This is a genomic window from Bradyrhizobium sp. LTSP885, assembly GCF_000938305.1.
GTDB lineage: Bacteria > Pseudomonadota > Alphaproteobacteria > Rhizobiales > Xanthobacteraceae > Bradyrhizobium.
In genome coordinates this window covers 107,531-124,155 of the sequence record NZ_JYMT01000040.1, presented here as the reverse complement: position 1 = coordinate 124,155, position 16,625 = coordinate 107,531, and the positions used below count along the sequence as shown (strand labels likewise).

Genomic DNA, 16,625 nt, shown 5'->3' with positions numbered 1-16,625 from the left:
GCGTGGCGACGGTTCCGGGCAAGCCTGCGATCAGCGACCCGGACTTGCGGGACCGTCTCTACGAACTGCTTGAGCACGATCATCTGCCATATTCGGTCGGCTCGCGGTTCGTCCGGCTGATCATCGCCATCATCGTCGTCGACGTGCTGGCGGCGATCCTGGCCTCGGTGCCCGACTTCGACGCGCAGCTTGGCCCGCTGTTCATCACGATCGAAATCGCGGCGGTCATAGCCTTCGCGCTGGAATATGCCGCGCGGATCTGGAGCGTCGTCGGTCACTCGCTGCGTGACGTGACACCGTTGCGGGCGCGGCTCGAATACGTTCTCTCGACCCTCGGCTTGATTGATCTGCTGGCCTTCCTGCCGTCGGCGATTGCTCTGATCACGGGCGACAAGACTGCGCTCGTGCTGTTCGGCATGCTGCCGTTCCTGAAGCTGGTGCGCTATTCGCCGGCGATGCGCTCGCTGCTGGCGGCGCTGCATGCCGAGCGGCGCACGCTGTTCGGCTGCCTCGTGATCCTGACCGGCGCGGTGCTGCTGTTTGCATCGCTGCTCTATGCGATCGAGCACAAGGTGCAGCCGGACAAGTTCGGCACCATCCCGCAGGCGATGTGGTGGGCGATCGTGACGCTGGGCACGGTCGGCTATGGCGACGTGGTGCCGGTGACGCCGCTCGGCAAGATGGTCTCGGCGGTCGCGATCGTCGTCGGCTTTGCCATGATCGCGCTTCCGGTTGCGATCATCTCGACGGCATTCGCCGACGAGGTTCGGCGCCGCGATTTCGTCGTGACCTGGGGGATGCTGGCACGGGTGCCGCTGTTTTCCCATCTGGGGGCCGCCGAGATCGCCGACATCATGCGCCTGCTGCGGGCGCAGACCATCGAGTCCGGCGAGGTGCTGGTGCGGCGGGGCGACGCAGCGGCGTCGATGTATTTCATTACCGCCGGCGAGGTTGAGATCGATCTGCCGAGCCAGCGGGTGCGCCTGTCGGACGGCACCTTCTTCGGCGAGATCGCGCTGCTGCGGCGGACCAAGCGCTCCGGCACGGTGACGGCGACGCGCAAAACCAAGCTTTTGGCGCTCGATGCGCAGGATTTCCATGCCCTGATCGAACGCGTCCCGGCGCTCGCCGTGCATGTCAAGCAGACGGCCGAGGCGCGCCTGGCGGAGACGGCGGGCTCAGGCGACGTCGCCGCCGGGGAAATCGCCCAGGCTGCGCCGTCCGAGAGCGACGGCGGCATCCGGGATTAGGATGGCTCAACCCTTGCGCAGGAACACGTAATCCGCCGAGTAGGGCGCGCTCTTCAGCAGGCCTGCCTTGTCGCAGGCGCCGGCGAGCTGGCCGCCTGACGTGTTGATCCGCTGCACGGTGGTGGCGCCTGACAGCACGCCGTTGCCGCGATGGGAGATCACCTCGAGCTTCAGCCAGGCGATATCTGATGCGGTCGCGCCCGGCGCGTTGCCAATGGCGCGGCCGGTCACGGCACTGCCGTCGACATTCTCCCAGTTCGGGCCCGCGTAATGCCGGCCGACCGTCTTGCCCTCGGCGATCAGGGTCGCGATCGGCTCGCGGAACGACCAGGCGAGCTTGCCGTCGGCGACCGCCTTGCACTCATAGACCTGGGCGCCCTCGGCGTGGACGGAGAGAACGACGGTCTCGCCCGGCGCCGCGATGGCGTCGGGGAGGGAATCGGCGGCAAGCGCCGCCGACCCGGTCAGCAACGATGCTGCGAGCGTCACGCTTCTGAGAAAGTTCATGGTCACGCTCGCTGTTGTGGTCGGTGTCGGCAGCTTACGCCGCCTTCGTCAGGTTCTCGGCGACCTTGTCAAGGAAGCCGGTGGTGGAGAGCCAGCGCTGGTCGGCGCCGACCAGGAGCGCGAGGTCCTTGGTCATGTAGCCTTCCTCGACGGTATCGACGCAGACCTTCTCGAGCGTGTTCGCGAACTTGGCCAGCTCGGCGTTGTTGTCGAGCTTGGCGCGGTGGGCGAGGCCACGGGTCCAGGCGAAGATCGACGCGATCGAGTTGGTCGAGGTCTCCTTGCCCTTCTGGTGCTCGCGGTAATGGCGGGTCACCGTGCCGTGGGCGGCTTCGGCTTCCACCGTCTTGCCGTCGGGGGTCAGCAGCACCGAGGTCATCAGGCCGAGTGAGCCGTAGCCCTGCGCCACGGTGTCGGACTGCACGTCGCCGTCATAATTCTTGCAGGCCCAGACATAGCCGCCGGACCACTTCAAGGCGGAGGCCACCATGTCGTCGATCAGGCGGTGCTCGTAGGTCAGGCCCTTGGCGTCGAAATCCTTCTTGAACTCGCGCTCGTAGACATCCTGGAAGATGTCCTTGAAGCGGCCGTCATAGACCTTGAGGATGGTGTTTTTGGTCGACAGGTACACCGGATAGTTGCGCATCAGGCCGTAGTTCAAGGACGCGCGGGCGAAGTCGATGATGGAGTCATCGAGGTTGTACATCTGCATCGCGACGCCGGCGCCGGGCGTCTTGAACACTTCCCGCTCGATCACGGTGCCGTCCTCGCCGACGAACTTCATCGTCAGGACGCCCTTGCCGGGGAATTTGATGTCGGTGGCGCGATACTGGTCGCCATAGGCGTGACGGCCGATGATGATCGGCTTGGACCAGCCGGGAACCAGCCGCGGCACGTTCTTGCAGATGATCGGCTCGCGGAAGATGCAGCCGCCGAGGATGTTGCGGATGGTGCCGTTCGGCGACTTCCACATCTGCTTCAGGCCGAACTCCTTCACCCGGGCTTCGTCCGGGGTGATGGTGGCGCATTTGACGCCGACGCCGACCTTCTTGATGGCTTCGGCGGCGTCGATGGTCACCTGGTCGTTGGTTTCATCGCGGTATTCCATCCCGAGGTCGAAATAGAGCAGTTCGACATCGAGGAACGGGTTGATCAGCTTGTCCTTGATGTACTGCCAGATGATCCGGGTCATCTCGTCGCCATCGAGTTCGACGACGGGATTGGATACCTTGATTTTTGCCATGACGGAGAGGCCCTCTTGGGAACGGCACGCTTTTGACGGCGGGGTGGAATATCCCCGCGCTATAGCACCGCCCGGGGGCGGGCGGAAGCGGAGCGGTTATGCAGTTTCAGCCCATCTTTTCACCTAAAATGGGACCTGCGTCGCCGTTCCCGCCACGACGTACCAGGTCACGAACAGCCCCGCGATCAGGGCGCCGGGCAGGCTTGAGCCGGTCCGCCGCCAGGTGAAGGTCGCGATCACGGCCACGATCGCCAGCAGCGGCACGAACTGGATGGCGACGATGGTCGAGAGCGGCACGAAGCCGGGGTCCGGGATCGGGTTGAACAGTTTTCCGGTCAGCCACAAGGTGCCGTATTGCAGCACCAGCAACACGATGAAGCCGAGCGTCAGCGCCAGGATATTGGTGAGATAAAGCACACCGCGCGGGGCACCCAAGGTCGAGAAATTCCGGTGCAGCACGTGCAGCGCCACGACGAAAAACGCCGTGAACGGAATCAGATAGATCAGGAAGATGAGGAATTGCTTCGCGCTCATCAACTTCAGCGCGATGATCCAAAACCGGAAGTCGATCTCGAAGGCGAGGTCGGCAAGCCACAGTGCCGCATAGCCGACCGCAACCGAGGCGACCGCGATGATGACGGACTGCCCGATCAGGCCCGCCCGGCTGGCGCGCTTCGGCGCGAGCCGCATCAGGGCGAGCGTGATCAGGCCGTTGATGATGGCCCAGACCAGGATCTGGTTGGTGATGCCCTGCGGCAGGAACGCCGACGGCGTCACGAAGGTGCCGCCGAGCGCAAACGCCGGGTAGTAAGTCAGCGCCGGGATGAAGGCGGACAGGATCAACGCCGCGGTCCAGCGCCGGCCGGAAGCCGCCTCATGCGGCGGCATGGTGCCGTCGGCAATAGCAGGCAGCCGCAGCCGCGAGAACATCGGCGCTTCCAGCAGCCCGTCGAACATGCCGATCACCAGCGCCACGAAGCCGATCAGCGCAATCAAGGTCCCAATCTCCTTGCGGAACCAGATCTGGTCGTCGACCGTGCGCGGGGTGCCGCCCTTCAGCGTCCGGGCGAACCAGTCGAGGCTATAGCCGATCGCCTCATGCGAAATGTGCTCGGCCGGATGGGTCATCGCAGGCGTGTAAAGCACCCGCGCCGTGCCGGCGGCCGGATCGCCGTAAACCTTGCCCGGCTCGACCGCGCCCTTTGTGCCGTACAGCTCCCACAGCTTCGGGCTCTGGGTCACGTCGCGGGCAAGCTCCACGCCCCACATCAGGGTGGAGAATTCTTCGTATTGGGCGAACACCAGGGCGACGTTGCGCGGCCAGCTCGGTGTGCCCTCGGCGGCGAACGGCTTGCCGGTCGAGGAGCCCTCCAGCACCATCGACTTGTAGTCGTTGGGCATGGCGGCGGCTGCCGCCAGCACGGTCCAGCCGCCCATCGAGTGACCCTCGAGCCCGATATTGTCCTTGTCGACGATGTCGAGGCTGCGGAGATAGGCGAGGCCGTCGGGACCACCGAACCCGTTGGCGAAGGATGGCGGGTCGCTGTAGCCGTGGCCGGTCTGGTCGAGCGCCAGCACGACATAGCCGCGGCGGGCGAACTCGATCGCGAAGCCGTCCTGGGTCTCGCGCGAATTGATGTAGCCGTGGACGGCGAGGATGCCCGGCGCGGGGATCTGCGGCGTCGCATTCGGCGGGATGTAGAGCAGGGCGCTCATGGTGTTGCCCTTGGCGCCCTTGAACCTGATGTCCTGGATTTTGATGCCACCCGCGGTCTGGGTGACGAAGGCGAGCAGTCCGCCCGCCACGATCAGGACGATTCCAAGAATCGCCAACGTCCATCTGCCCCGCATTTTCGCTTCCCCCTGCACTTTTCGCCGTTAAACCGGCGTCTGAAGCTTGGCTTTACAGCTTCGCTTTGATTGTGGTTGATACCCTATCCGAAGGCGAAGCGCGCGCAAGGTGCGTACAGGGCGCCACTCTGACATTGCGTGCCGGAGATTCCGATTGAGGATTCGCAAACGCCGCTAACCCTGTTATCTCCTTGGAGAAAATGGTCTTGGACAAAACCGGTGCACAGCCGGTGCACAGCCGGTCCCTGGCCCCTGCATGAGATGTTGAATCAGCGTCTTCGGAAGTTGATTTAGAATCTTCAGACGTTGAATCAGAGAGTGAAGTGAGATGTCCGGCACCGACAAGACCAAGGCAGGGCACGACCTTGCCGGTCCCGTCGTCATCCTGGTCGAGCCGCAGCTCGGCGAGAACATCGGCATGGCCGCGCGCGCCATGGGCAACTTCGCGCTGAGCCGGCTGCGTATCGTCAAGCCGCGCGACGGCTGGCCGAATGTCGCCGCCCAACGCGCCGCCGCCGGCGCCGACCACATCCTGGATACCGTCGAGCTGTTCGACACGGTCGAGCAAGCGATCGCCGATCTCACATTGGTGTTCGCGACCACCGCCCGTGCCCATGACCAGGCCAAGCCGGTGGTCGGGCCGGAGGGTGCGGCCCGCGAGATCGTCGGCCATGTCGCCACCGGCGGCGGGGCTGGCATCCTGTTCGGGCGGGAGCGCTCGGGGCTGACCAACGACGAGGTCGCGCTCGCCAACCGCATCATCACCTTCCCGGTCAACCCGGGCTTCGCCTCGCTGAACCTGGCACAGGCGGTGCTCTTGATGGGCTATGAATGGTTCAAGCTCTCGACAACAGGCGCGCTGCCCTTCGCGATGCCCGAAAGGTCCGAGCCGGCCTCCCAGCACCAGATGCAGGCGTTCTTCGACAACCTCGTCGCCGAGCTCGACAAGGTCGAGTTCCTGCGCCCGGCGGAGAAGCGCGACACCATGCTGGTGAACCTGCGCAACATCTTCACCCGGATGGACCCGACCAAGCAGGACATGCACACCCTCCATGGCGTGGTGATGGCGATCGCCGAGGGCCGGAAGGGCCCGGCCAAGGGCGGCGTGCTCGATGGCGCCCAGGCGACCCGGCTGCGGGCGCTGCTCGCCGAGCAGGGGCAGGGCGGCGCTGTCGCCGACAACAGCAGCACCGTCCGCGGCCTGGCGCGGCTGCTCCGACGCAACCCGACCGACGCCGAGCGGATCCTGTGGCAGGCGCTGACCAAGGACCGCCGCTTCGCCGGCCTGTTCAAGCGCCAGACCCCGGTCGGCCGCCACATCCCCGATTTTGTCTCCTTCGTGCACCGGCTCGCGATCGAGCTGGTCAATCCCGATGAGAGCGATGCGATCGCCGCCGACCGCGCCGGACGCAAGGCGTGGCTGGAGGCGCGCGACTACAGGGTGGTCGACATGCAGTCGGCTGAGTTGGAGCACGATCTTGCGGGTGAACTGGCGCGGCTGGAGGCGGGGCTTCAGCAAGGGCGGTGAGCTTTCACGGTCGCTCTCCGCTTTTGCCAGGACGACGCTGGAGATGGTTCTCAATTCACGATCAAACATCGCGGTGTCATCACGCGCGCATGCGGGTGACCAGTATTCCAGAGACGGCCGTGCTTGAGCCGATGGGCCGCGGCGTACTGGGTCGCCCGGTCCATGTGCGCAATTGCGCACAGGCCGGGCGATGACATCTGTGGATGGGGACGCATCTTCGCCTTCTCGCGACATGATCTGCCCGAGCTTTGCGTTTCGTTTCGCCCTGTTGAAACAGAGGGCGCAGGGAATGCCGGGTGCACGCTGCACCCGCGGTCTCGTGTGCAAGAGTAGAAAAGATAACGCACACGAGCATACAGGTTCAGCGGAGGCACTCCGGCATTCCCTGCGCGATGGCTTTACGGCTTATACGTGCTCTCCCCGGCGAGACCGGGCTTTGTTGTCACCGCCCCCGCAAAAACGCTTTCGCGCACTTCGCGAGGAGACACCGACCACTGGGGCGTCAGGTCCACACGATTTCACCGTCCGCCATGGCACGTTCGTCTCGTGTGCCGCAGCGGCCACCGCATCTCACCGCAACACCCGTGACGATCGCGACGCGCCCCTCAATCGGGTGAGACGGGAAATCTATAGCACTGAGTTGCGCTTCTGATAAAGCGAAATATTTTTGTGCGATGGGCTTGCGCCGTCGGGCAACTCAGATGTAGGGCGGATTAGCGACAGCGTAGTCCGCCGCTTGTCCGCAAGAGGGCGGATTACGCCTCGCGGCTAATCCGCCCTACGGAGCTGCTACTCCGGGAGATCGGCCAAGGCGTTCAGTCAAGTCATTCGGCTGTCACCTCGCTGGTCTGTGATAAACCCGCAAGGCCGCAACATCGAGGCGGGATAGCCCATGGCCTACTTTGCGATCATCTCGACCTGGGTCGGCATTGCCGCCTGCATCCTGCAATCGGCGGTGTTCTCCGGACTCAATCTCGCGGTCTTCAGCCTCAGCCTGTTGCGGCTTCAGATCGAAGCCGATGGCGGCAACAAGAACGCGGCCAGCGTGCTCGAACTGCGCAGGAGCGCCAATCAGATCCTGGCGACCATCATCTGGGGCAATGTCACCACCAATGTGATGCTGACGTTGCTGTCGGACTCGGTGCTCGCCGGGGTCGGCGCGTTCGTGTTCTCGGCCGTTGCCATCACCTTGCTTGGCGAGATTTTCCCCCAAGCCTATTTCTCGCGCAATGCGCTGGCGATGACCGCGCGGTTTCTGCCGTTCCTGAACTTCTACCGCGTCGTGCTGTTTCCGTTGGCCAAGCCCACCGCCATGGCGCTCGATTGGTGGCTGGGGGCCGAAGGCATCATTTATCTGCGCGAACAAGGTCTCAGGCAGATGATCGCCCGGCACGTTGTCGACGGCGGTGACATCAGCAGAGTGGAGGCGACCGGCGCCCAGAATTTTCTCGACCTCGACGACATCTCGGTGTGCGAAGAGGGCGAGGTCATTCATGCCGACAGCATTTTGAGCCTGCCGCTGGCCAACCAGCGCTGCGTGCTGCCGAAGTTCGACCGCGTTCCCGACGATCCGTTCCTGCGCCGCGTCGATGCCTCAGGGATGAAATGGGTGATCGTGACCGATCTCGCCGGCGAGCCGGTGTTCGTGCTCGATGCGCATCATTTCCTGCGCGATGCGTTGTTCAACCAGCTCGAGAGCGACCCGACCGCCTATTGGCATCGCCCGATCATCGTCCGCGACCCGAAGGCGCGGCTGGGCGACGTGATCGGGCTGATGAAGGTGGTGCCGGAAACGCCGGGCGACGACGTGATCGAGCACGATCTGATCCTGGTCTGGAGCGGCGAGAGGCGCATCATCACCGGCTCCGATCTGCTCGGCCGGCTGCTGCGCGGCATCGCGACGGTGGAGAAGCGATCCGCGGCGTGGCTGGAGCGGCGGGAAAAGCCGTAGCAACCATTAAGTGGGAAGCGAAGCGGACACGTTTTTCAAGCGGACCGGCTTTCGTTTCGGGCCCACAACGGAAAAGGACGATTAAGGGCTGCGGCGGATGATTGGCGTGGAAGAGCCTTCGTGCAACCATCACGAAGGCGCTCAAGATGGTCGCGCCTCTGCTTATCGTGCACTCGAACGATAAGGACCATTTTCCGCGGAAATATTCTCGCAGATGATGTCGAGATACTCGTCATAGAACATCAGGCGATAGTGTTTGCAGCGGGCTAAATGCTGCTGCGAAAACGTCAGCAACCAATCTGACTTCCGAAGATGCACAATGGCCGCTTGACCGATCGAAGGCCCCCACCGCCTTCGTCGCGGGAGTAGTTATAGACTTCGTGCGGCGTGTATTGATGTACTTGCGCTCGATGAATGATCAAATGCTTGATGTCCGCGTCTGAAGACCAATCCGGGTTCAGGTAGTCCAGCGCAACAAGGCTCAATCCAATCCCGCCAAAGTGCGCGCGCCGTAGCTCCGGCCCTCGTCCTTCAGCCCATATCCAGTCTCGCAAAACGGGTTCGCACATGATGACCAAACTTTATCGCAGTTGCGCCTGTTGGCCTATTGTGAAGGGCCCGGGCATCGCCGAACACAAGGCGATGTTGGGTAAGCGTCGCTTCACGAGGCATTATGTGAATTTCTTGTCCTTTGCTTCCACGATTTGCCGCAACCGCAGTTCGTGATAGATGCCGCGCTGTTTGATGAAGTCAGAGTCATTCAAAAATTGGAACTGCAAATAATAATGGCGTCGCGTTCCACTCACATGGAGATGTCCCTGCCGAGAATTGAGGTTTCTTCGCACCATATTCCATTAGGAGATCGAATTGTATCTTTGAATAATGACAACGTGCCACCTTCAATATCTATGACGAATGTTGAAAATTCGCCGTGAAGTAACAGAAACCGCCCATCCGCAGAGAATTCTACGAACTCTTCGTGCCAGTTCGACGATGCGGCGCTCTGTGGCTTCACAAACACGATCTCCTTCTCTAGGCATTTGATCGGCTTGCTTTTCACGGTAACACCTGCCCCAAATCCCTCCACGCCCATGCGGAACTCACCGAGTGGCAGGGCTGTTATCTGGCAGTCTGCATTCATGTTTGTGCTCCGCAACGGGAACGAGGCAGCATGGGATATGGTAAGGTGCGTGCCTACGGTGACGGCGTCAATGACCGTTGATGGCTCATCGCGTCATTTCATTGCGCTGCAGAATTGAGTCGCTGTCCGGGCATAGCGGACATCGAGCAAGCCTCACCATCAAGCTCGAATGATGAGTACGCTCCCTAGACCGCGACCAACTGCTCCGCCGCGCTGCCCGCGCGCTTCGGCTTCTTCACTTTCGACGGCGCGAACAGATTGCCGGCGGCGAGGCCTGCGGTGTCGGCGACGCCCGGATCGCACGACACCATGGCGGCGACGATGGCGCCGTCGATCAGCAATGCGAGCTGATGGGCGAGACTTGCCGGCTCGACCGCGCCCATTTCAGCGGCGAGCTTTTCGATGTGCGCCAGCACCACCTTCTTGTGCTTCAGGGCGATGTTGCGGAACTGCTTCTGGTCCTTGTCGTGCTCGGCGACCGCATTGATGAAGGGGCAGCCGTAGAAGCGGTCCTCGGCAAACCAGATCTTCAGCGCGGGGAAGATCCGCGTCAGCTTGGTCTGCGGATCGCCGCCGCCGGCTTCGATGGCGCCGATGAACCATTCGCGCCACTGCTTGCCTTCGTTCTCAAGCACCGCGTGGACCAGGTTGGTCTTCGATCCGAACAGTTTGTAGAGCGTGGTCTTCGCGGTTCCCGCTTCGTCGATGATCGCGTCGATCCCGGTCGCGTTGATGCCGTTCTTGCAGAACAGATGCGTCGCCGCGTTCAGCAAACGCCCGCGCGCGGATTCATCGTCGCCGGCGGCGAACGCCGCAGCAGGTTTTTTCTTCGCAACTGATTTGGCCATGCGCGGCAGTAAATCGGACCGCGGCGCAATCATCAAGTCGCATCTTCGTTCGCCCGGTCATGCGCGCAAAATAATCGCTCCCTGGCGGCAGATGCATTTCGTTTGGGCAGCGGCGTCCTGATCAATCCATGGGCATGGCAGGCTAAGCGTCTGCGCCGGTTCGGCTTTTGATTTGGCCCAAGTCCGGCCAGGTCTGGCACGCCTTATGCAGGATACAGACCGTTCGGTATCCTTACCTATTCCACCGCTCCAGGGAGAAAACTGATGACTGCTGTCGCTCAAAAAACGGTACTGACCGGCTGCCTTGCGCCGATCGACAAGGACGGGCTGGAACAGCTCATTGCCAACGGCAAGGCCAACCCGAAGGTCATCAAGACCTTGAAGTGCAAGACGGTGGCCGAGGGCCGGTTCCGCCATTCCAACTACATCCGCAATCTCGCGCCCTACATCGTCGACGAGCCGCCGGGCCTGCTTGGCGACGACACCGCGCCCAATCCGTCGGAAGCCTCGCTCGCCGCGCTCGGCTCCTGCCTTGCGGTCGGCCTGCACGCCAACGCCGTGCACCGTGGCTGGGTCGTCAACAAGCTCGAACTGCAGCTCGAGGGCGACCTCAACATCACAGCAGTGTGGGGCACCGGCGACGTCAGCGAGAAGCCGGTCGGCTTCACCGACGTCCGCGTCAAGGTCGACATGGAGTGCGAAGGCATCCCGCAGGACGAGATCGATGCGCTGGTGACGCATGTGAAGAAGTGGTCGCCGGTCGCCAACACCTTCACCCGTCCGGTCAATCTCGAGGTCAGCGCGTAACGCCAAAACTTGCAGCAATCAAAGGTGCGGAGACGAACGATGGGTTCACTGGCTTTATCGCGGGTCGACATTGCAGATCCCGCACCGACCATTGCCGACGAGGTCGCCCGGTTGGCCCGTCAGGAGCTGGCACCGCTTGCATCCGCAATCGATGCCGGCTCCGTCTATCCCGGCGAATTCCTGCGTCGGCTCGGCGAGGTCGGCGCCTGGGCCAGCCACGTCCCGCAGGAAGGGCCGGCCGATCTGCGCTGCGCCATCCAGTCGATGGCCGCCCTCGGCGAGATCTGCGGCGCCACCGCCTTCATGGCCTGGTGCCAGAACACGCTGGTCTGGTACGCGGCGAACTCCACCAACATGAAGCTCGCCACGCGCTTCGGCGACGCCTTTTCGAGCGGGCGCGTGCTCGGCGGCACCGGGCTGTCGAACCCGATGAAGAGCTTCTTCGGCATCGAGCGGCTGAAGCTGAAGGGCCGCAAGGTCGAGGGCGGCTATGTCGTCCGCGGCGCGCTGCCCTGGGTGTCGAACCTTGGGCCCGACCATTACTTCGGCACTATCTTCGAGCGTGAGGACGAGGACGGTAAACCCGAGTCCGGCGGCACCGTGATGTTCCTCGCCGACTGCTCCGATCCTGCCATCACGCTGACGCCCTGCAAACCGTTTCTGGCGATGGATGGCACCGGCACCTATGGCGTCCAGTTCCGCGACGTGTTCGTGCCTGACGAATTGATCCTGGCCGAGACCGCCGCACCGTTCGTCAAGAAGATCCGCGCCGGCTTCATCCTGCTGCAGGCAGGCATGGGCCTCGGCCTGATGAAGGACTGCATCAACATCATGGACGAAGTCCATGCGCCGCTCGGCCACGTCAATCGCTATTTGCCGCAGCAGCCGCTGCAGTTCCGCGAGCTCTATGCCGAGTTCGAGAAGGAGGCGATGACGCTGGCGCGCGATCCCTACAATGAAGACGACAGCTACTGGCGCCGCGTCGTCGCGCTGCGCTTGCGGATCGGCGACGCCAGCGTCGCGGTCGCGCATGCGGCGATGCTCCATTGCGGCGCGCGCGGCTATCTGAAGAGCCACCGCGCGCAGCGAAGGCTTCGCGAGGCCTATTTCGTCGCCATCGTGACCCCCGCCACCAAGCAGCTGCGCAAGATGCTGGCGGACGCGTGAAGAAGTTCGGGACCACCAAGACTGCAACTGCAAACAGGAGAGGCTGCCATGACGGACGTTCTGATCACCGCCGGCGAACTTGCCGGGCTCATCGCGAAAGAACCCTGTGTCGTCATCGACACACGGAATCCGGATGCCTACGCGGCGGGGCACCTGCCCAACGCCGTCAATGTGCATGACATCTTCACCTATCTGGCGACCTCGACGCCGGAAGGCATGCACGAGCTGAAGACCAAGTTCGCCAATGCGTTCGGCGCTGCCGGCCTGTCCGGCAAGGAAACCGCCGTGATCTACGAGCAGTCGATGAATTCCGGCTTCGGCCAGTCCTGTCGCGGCTATTACCTGCTCACCATGCTTGGCTATCCCAAGGTGAAGGTGCTGCATGGCGGCTACGACGCCTGGAAGGCGGCGGACCTGCCTGTGACCACCGACGTTCCGGTGCCGGTGAAGGCCTCGTTCTCGATCGTGCCCGAGGCCGGCGACATCCTGATCGACGCCAAGGCGATGCTGGCGGCGCTCGACAAGCCCGGCATCGCGATCCTCGACGTGCGCGATGTCGACGAGTGGATCGGCGACAGCTCCTCGCCCTACGGCAAGGATTACTGCCCGCGCAAGGGCCGCATTCCCGGTGCGGTCTGGCTCGAATGGTACCGCATGATGAAGCCGACCGGCGAAGGCCCGCGCTTCAAGTCCAAGGACGAGATCCTGGCGGAATGCGCCACCGTCGGTATCTCGCAGTCGACGCCGGTCTATCTCTATTGCTTCAAGGGCGCGCGTGCCTCGAACACATTCCTCGCACTGAAGAACGCCGGCGTGAAGGACGTGCGGATGTACTTCGGCTCCTGGAACGAATGGTCACGCGATCCGTCACTGCCGATCGACGAAGGTCTGCCGACCGCTGACGTCGCAACGAGCAAGGCGGCATAGAAAGTGCATGTTTTTCACCGTCTGGCGGCGCAAAACGCCGCCGGGCGGTGATCAACTGGCCGGATCGCAGTGCTCTCTGCGATCAGGTGCGACAATGAGGCGCAGCATGTCCACCTTCGACGATCCCTTCGACGCCGACCGCGCGCTCACGCGGTCTGCTTGCGTCTGCGGACAGCATCGCTCTGCTGCCGAGCACGATCATGCCGACCGCGCGCTGCGTTGTGAGCCGGTCGAAAGTGAAGAGAAGCGTTACGAAGGCGTGGTCGCCTCGGCCGTGATGCGGGCGGTCTTTCCGCAGGACGCCGCGCGCCGTGCGTTCCTGAAATCGGTTGGCGCGTCGACTGCGCTCGCCGCGCTGTCGCAGTTCTTTCCGTTGAAAACTGCGACCGAGGCATTTGCCGAGGCCGGTGCGCCGGAGAAAAAGGACCTCAAGGTCGGCTTCATCCCGATCACCTGCGCGACGCCGATCATCATGGCAGCACCGCTCGGCTTCTATGCCAGGCAGGGCTTGAACGTCGAGGTGGTGAAGACCGCCGGCTGGGCGGTGATCCGCGACAAGACCATCAACAAGGAATACGACGCGGCCCACATGCTGGCGCCGATGCCGATCGCGATCTCGCTCGGGTTAGGGGCCACAGCTATACCGTTCACGGTGCCTGCGATCGAGAACATCAACGGGCAGGGCATCACGCTCGCCATGAAGCACAAGGACCGGCGCGACCCGAAGGATTGGAAGGGCATGAAGTTCGCCATTCCGTTCGATTACTCCATGCACAATTACCTGCTGCGCTATTATCTGGCCGAGCACGGGATCGATCCTGACGTCGACGTGCAGCTCCGCTCGGTGCCGCCGCCGGAGATGGTCGCCAATCTGCGCGCCGACAATATCGACGGCTTCCTTGCGCCCGACAACATCTGCCAGCGCGCGATCTATGACGGTGTCGGCTTCCTGCACATCCTGTCCAAGGAGATCTGGGATGGCCATCCCTGCTGCAGCTTCGCTGCCAGCCGTGAGTTCATCACGACGGCGCCGAATTCGTTCGCCGCGCTGACCCGCGCGATCGTCGATGCGACCGGCTACGCATCGAAGGCCGAGAACCGCAAGCAGATCGCGGAGGCAATCGCGCCGGCCAACTACATCAACGCGCCGGTCACGGTGCTGGAACAGGTCTTGACCGGCACCTATGCCGACGGGCTCGGTGGCGTGAAGACCGACGCGAAGCGCGTCGATTTCGATCCGTTCCCGTGGCAGTCCTTTGCGGTGTGGATGCTGACGCAGATGAAGCGCTGGGGCCAGATCAAGGGCGACGTCGACTATCACGCAGTGGCCGAGCAGGTCTATCTCGCCACCGACACCAAGAAGGTGATGGCCGAGATGGGGCTGTCGCCGCCGGCGACGTCCTACAAGTCGTTCTCGGTGATGGGCAAGACTTTTGATCCGGAGAAGCCCGACGACTATCTCGCGGGCTTCAAGATCAGGAAGTCGTCGTGAGCGGAATCTCTCCGTCCTCCCGGCCTAGTGCGCAATTGCGCACGGAGGGGCCGGGACCCATAACCACGACCGTGAGTTATTGCGCGAGACGTCTCCCCGTGTGCCCTCTCGCGAGAGCACGGCGTATGGGTCCCGGCCTTCGCCGGGACGACGTGCGGAGGGTGCTTGCGCAATGACTCTCTCTCTCCGCCTTCGTGCCGCCATCGTCTCCATCGCGCTGCTCGCCGTCTTCCTCGGCGCCTGGCATCTTGCGACCCGCGGCACCGGCACCGCTGCCAACATGAGCCCGGAATATGCAAAACTGATGGGGCTGACGGCAACGCAGGGCAAGTCGGCGATGCCGGGACCGGTGGATGTCGGCGCAAAGCTGTGGGAGCATTTGAAGCGGCCGTTCTACGACAACGGGCCGAACGACAAGGGGCTCGGCATCCAGCTTGCTTACTCGATGGGACGCGTCGCGCTCGGCTATTTCATTGCCGTGGTCGTCGCCATCCCGCTCGGCTTCCTGATCGGCATGTCGCCCTTGATCAGTAAGGCACTCGATCCCTTCATTCAGGTGCTGAAGCCGATCTCGCCGCTGGCCTGGATGCCGCTTGCGCTCTACACCATCAAGGATTCCTCGATCTCGGCGATCTTCGTCATCTTCATCTGCTCGGTGTGGCCGATGCTGCTCAACACCGCGTTCGGCGTCGCCAGCGTGCGCAAGGAATGGATCAATGTCGCGCGCACGCTCGAGGTCGGCACCGTCAGGCGCGCCTTCACCGTGATCCTGCCGGCAGCGGCGCCGACGATCCTCACCGGCATGCGGATCTCGATCGGGATTGCCTGGCTGGTGATCGTTGCGGCCGAGATGCTGGTCGGCGGCACCGGCATCGGCTACTTCGTCTGGAACGAGTGGAATAACCTGTCGATCACCAATGTGATCATCGCGATCCTGCTGATCGGCATCGTCGGCATGCTGCTCGACCAGGTCCTTGCGCGGTTCACGCGCATGGTGACGTTTCCGGAGTAGCGATGACCGACAAGTTCATTTCAATCGAAGCCATCGCGCGGCGCTATCCGGGGCCCGATGGCGGCACCACGACGGTGTTCGAGAACCTCTGGCTGTCGATGGCGCGCGGCGAGTTCGGCTGCGTGATCGGGCATTCCGGCTGCGGCAAGACCACGGTGCTCAACATCCTCGCTGGGCTCGACGAGCCAAGCGAGGGCACTGTCATCGTCGACGGGCAGGGCATCGAGGGCACCAGCCTCGATCGTGCCGTGATCTTCCAGAGCCACGCGCTGTTGCCGTGGCGCACGGTGCTCGGCAATGTCGGCTATGCCGTGAGCTCGAAATGGCGCAAATGGGATCGCGCGCGGGTCAAGGCACACGCGCAGAAGTTCATCGATCTCGTCGGCCTCACCGGCTCCGAACACAAGCATCCGTCCGAGCTGTCCGGCGGCATGAAGCAGCGTGTCGGCATCGCGCGCGCGCTGTCGATCACGCCGAAGATCATGCTGATGGACGAGCCGTTCTCGGCGCTGGATGCGCTCACGCGAGGGACGCTGCAGGACGAGGTGCGGCGGATTTGTCTGGAAACCGGCCAGACCACCTTCATGATCACCCACGACGTTGATGAGGCGATCTTCCTCGCTGACAAGATCTTCCTGATGACCAACGGTCCGGGCGCGGTGCTGGCGGAGATCGTCGAGAACCCGCTACCCAAGGAGCGCGGCCGCATCGACCTGCATCGCCACCCCTATTACTACGCGCTGCGAAATCATATCGTCGATTTCCTCGTCAGCCGCAGCAAGAGTTTTGCAGCCGATGTGACCGATCACGATCCGCGCCACGTTCCCACCGTGCGGCCGGGGCTGCCGGAACTGACGATTGCGTCGGGGGCCGAGCATTCAACACAGGCGTCATGGCCGGG

14 protein-coding genes are annotated in these 16,625 nt (G+C 63.2%); 9 read left to right on the top strand and 5 right to left on the bottom strand.

Translation table 11 applies throughout. The features are described 5' to 3' along the window. Positions 1-2 precede the first annotated feature (2 nt). A complete protein-coding gene (locus UP09_RS27805) occupies positions 3-1,250 on the top strand; it encodes a cyclic nucleotide-gated ion channel (RefSeq protein WP_044541530.1) in 1,248 nt (415 codons plus the stop codon). Positions 1,251-1,256: 6 nt separating this feature from the next. Here the strand turns inward: UP09_RS27805 and UP09_RS27800 are convergent, their stop codons facing one another. The 3 genes from UP09_RS27800 to UP09_RS27790 form a co-directional block, all read right to left on the bottom strand. Continuing rightward, positions 1,257-1,757 carry a DUF3455 domain-containing protein gene (locus tag UP09_RS27800; RefSeq protein ID WP_044541529.1) on the bottom strand — a complete coding sequence of 167 codons (501 nt, stop codon included), beginning with the start codon at positions 1,755-1,757 and terminating at the stop codon, positions 1,257-1,259. A 34-nt stretch (positions 1,758-1,791) separates the two neighbouring features. Next, positions 1,792-3,000 (bottom strand): NADP-dependent isocitrate dehydrogenase, encoded by a 1,209-nt coding sequence (locus UP09_RS27795; RefSeq protein WP_044541528.1) that lies wholly within the window; start codon positions 2,998-3,000, stop codon positions 1,792-1,794. 123 nt (positions 3,001-3,123) lie between these two features. Then, positions 3,124-4,833 (bottom strand): alpha/beta hydrolase family protein, encoded by a 1,710-nt coding sequence (locus tag UP09_RS27790; RefSeq protein ID WP_245302246.1) that lies wholly within the window; start codon positions 4,831-4,833, stop codon positions 3,124-3,126. Positions 4,834-5,179: 346 nt separating this feature from the next. On the opposite strand from UP09_RS27790, the gene UP09_RS27785 reads away from it, so the two are divergent. Both UP09_RS27785 and UP09_RS27780 read left to right on the top strand, forming a co-directional pair. After that, positions 5,180-6,379, top strand: a complete 1,200-nt coding sequence (locus tag UP09_RS27785) for a TrmJ/YjtD family RNA methyltransferase (RefSeq protein ID WP_044541526.1) — start codon at positions 5,180-5,182, stop codon at positions 6,377-6,379. An 892-nt stretch (positions 6,380-7,271) separates the two neighbouring features. Next, positions 7,272-8,330: a DUF21 domain-containing protein gene (locus UP09_RS27780; protein ID WP_044541525.1), complete on the top strand. Its 1,059-nt coding sequence runs from the start codon at positions 7,272-7,274 to the stop codon at positions 8,328-8,330. An 802-nt stretch (positions 8,331-9,132) separates the two neighbouring features. Here UP09_RS27780 and UP09_RS27775 read toward each other — a convergent pair. Further along, positions 9,133-9,471, bottom strand: a complete 339-nt coding sequence (locus UP09_RS27775; RefSeq protein WP_044541524.1) for a hypothetical protein — start codon at positions 9,469-9,471, stop codon at positions 9,133-9,135. A gap of 185 nt (positions 9,472-9,656) precedes the next feature. Next, positions 9,657-10,319, bottom strand: coding sequence for a TetR/AcrR family transcriptional regulator (locus UP09_RS27770; RefSeq protein WP_044541658.1), 663 nt, complete (start codon positions 10,317-10,319; stop codon positions 9,657-9,659). Positions 10,320-10,583: 264 nt separating this feature from the next. On the opposite strand from UP09_RS27770, the gene UP09_RS27765 reads away from it, so the two are divergent. The 6 genes from UP09_RS27765 to UP09_RS27740 all read left to right on the top strand — a co-directional run. Next, the gene (locus tag UP09_RS27765; RefSeq protein ID WP_044541522.1) at positions 10,584-11,126 is read left to right on the top strand and encodes an OsmC family protein; all 543 of its coding nucleotides are present in this window, start codon (positions 10,584-10,586) and stop codon (positions 11,124-11,126) included. Positions 11,127-11,165: 39 nt separating this feature from the next. Next, positions 11,166-12,293, top strand: a complete 1,128-nt coding sequence (locus UP09_RS27760) for an acyl-CoA dehydrogenase family protein (protein WP_044541521.1) — start codon at positions 11,166-11,168, stop codon at positions 12,291-12,293. 48 nt (positions 12,294-12,341) lie between these two features. Further along, positions 12,342-13,220, top strand: coding sequence for a sulfurtransferase (locus UP09_RS27755; RefSeq protein ID WP_044541520.1), 879 nt, complete (start codon positions 12,342-12,344; stop codon positions 13,218-13,220). A gap of 106 nt (positions 13,221-13,326) precedes the next feature. Continuing rightward, entirely contained in the window at positions 13,327-14,712 is a 1,386-nt protein-coding gene (locus tag UP09_RS27750; protein WP_044541519.1) for a CmpA/NrtA family ABC transporter substrate-binding protein, read from the top strand. A gap of 172 nt (positions 14,713-14,884) precedes the next feature. Beyond that, the gene (gene ntrB / locus UP09_RS27745) at positions 14,885-15,724 is read left to right on the top strand and encodes a nitrate ABC transporter permease (protein WP_044541518.1); all 840 of its coding nucleotides are present in this window, start codon (positions 14,885-14,887) and stop codon (positions 15,722-15,724) included. A 2-nt stretch (positions 15,725-15,726) separates the two neighbouring features. Further along, the coding region (locus UP09_RS27740; RefSeq protein WP_063840164.1) for an ABC transporter ATP-binding protein at positions 15,727-16,625 on the top strand (899 nt) is incomplete at its 3' end.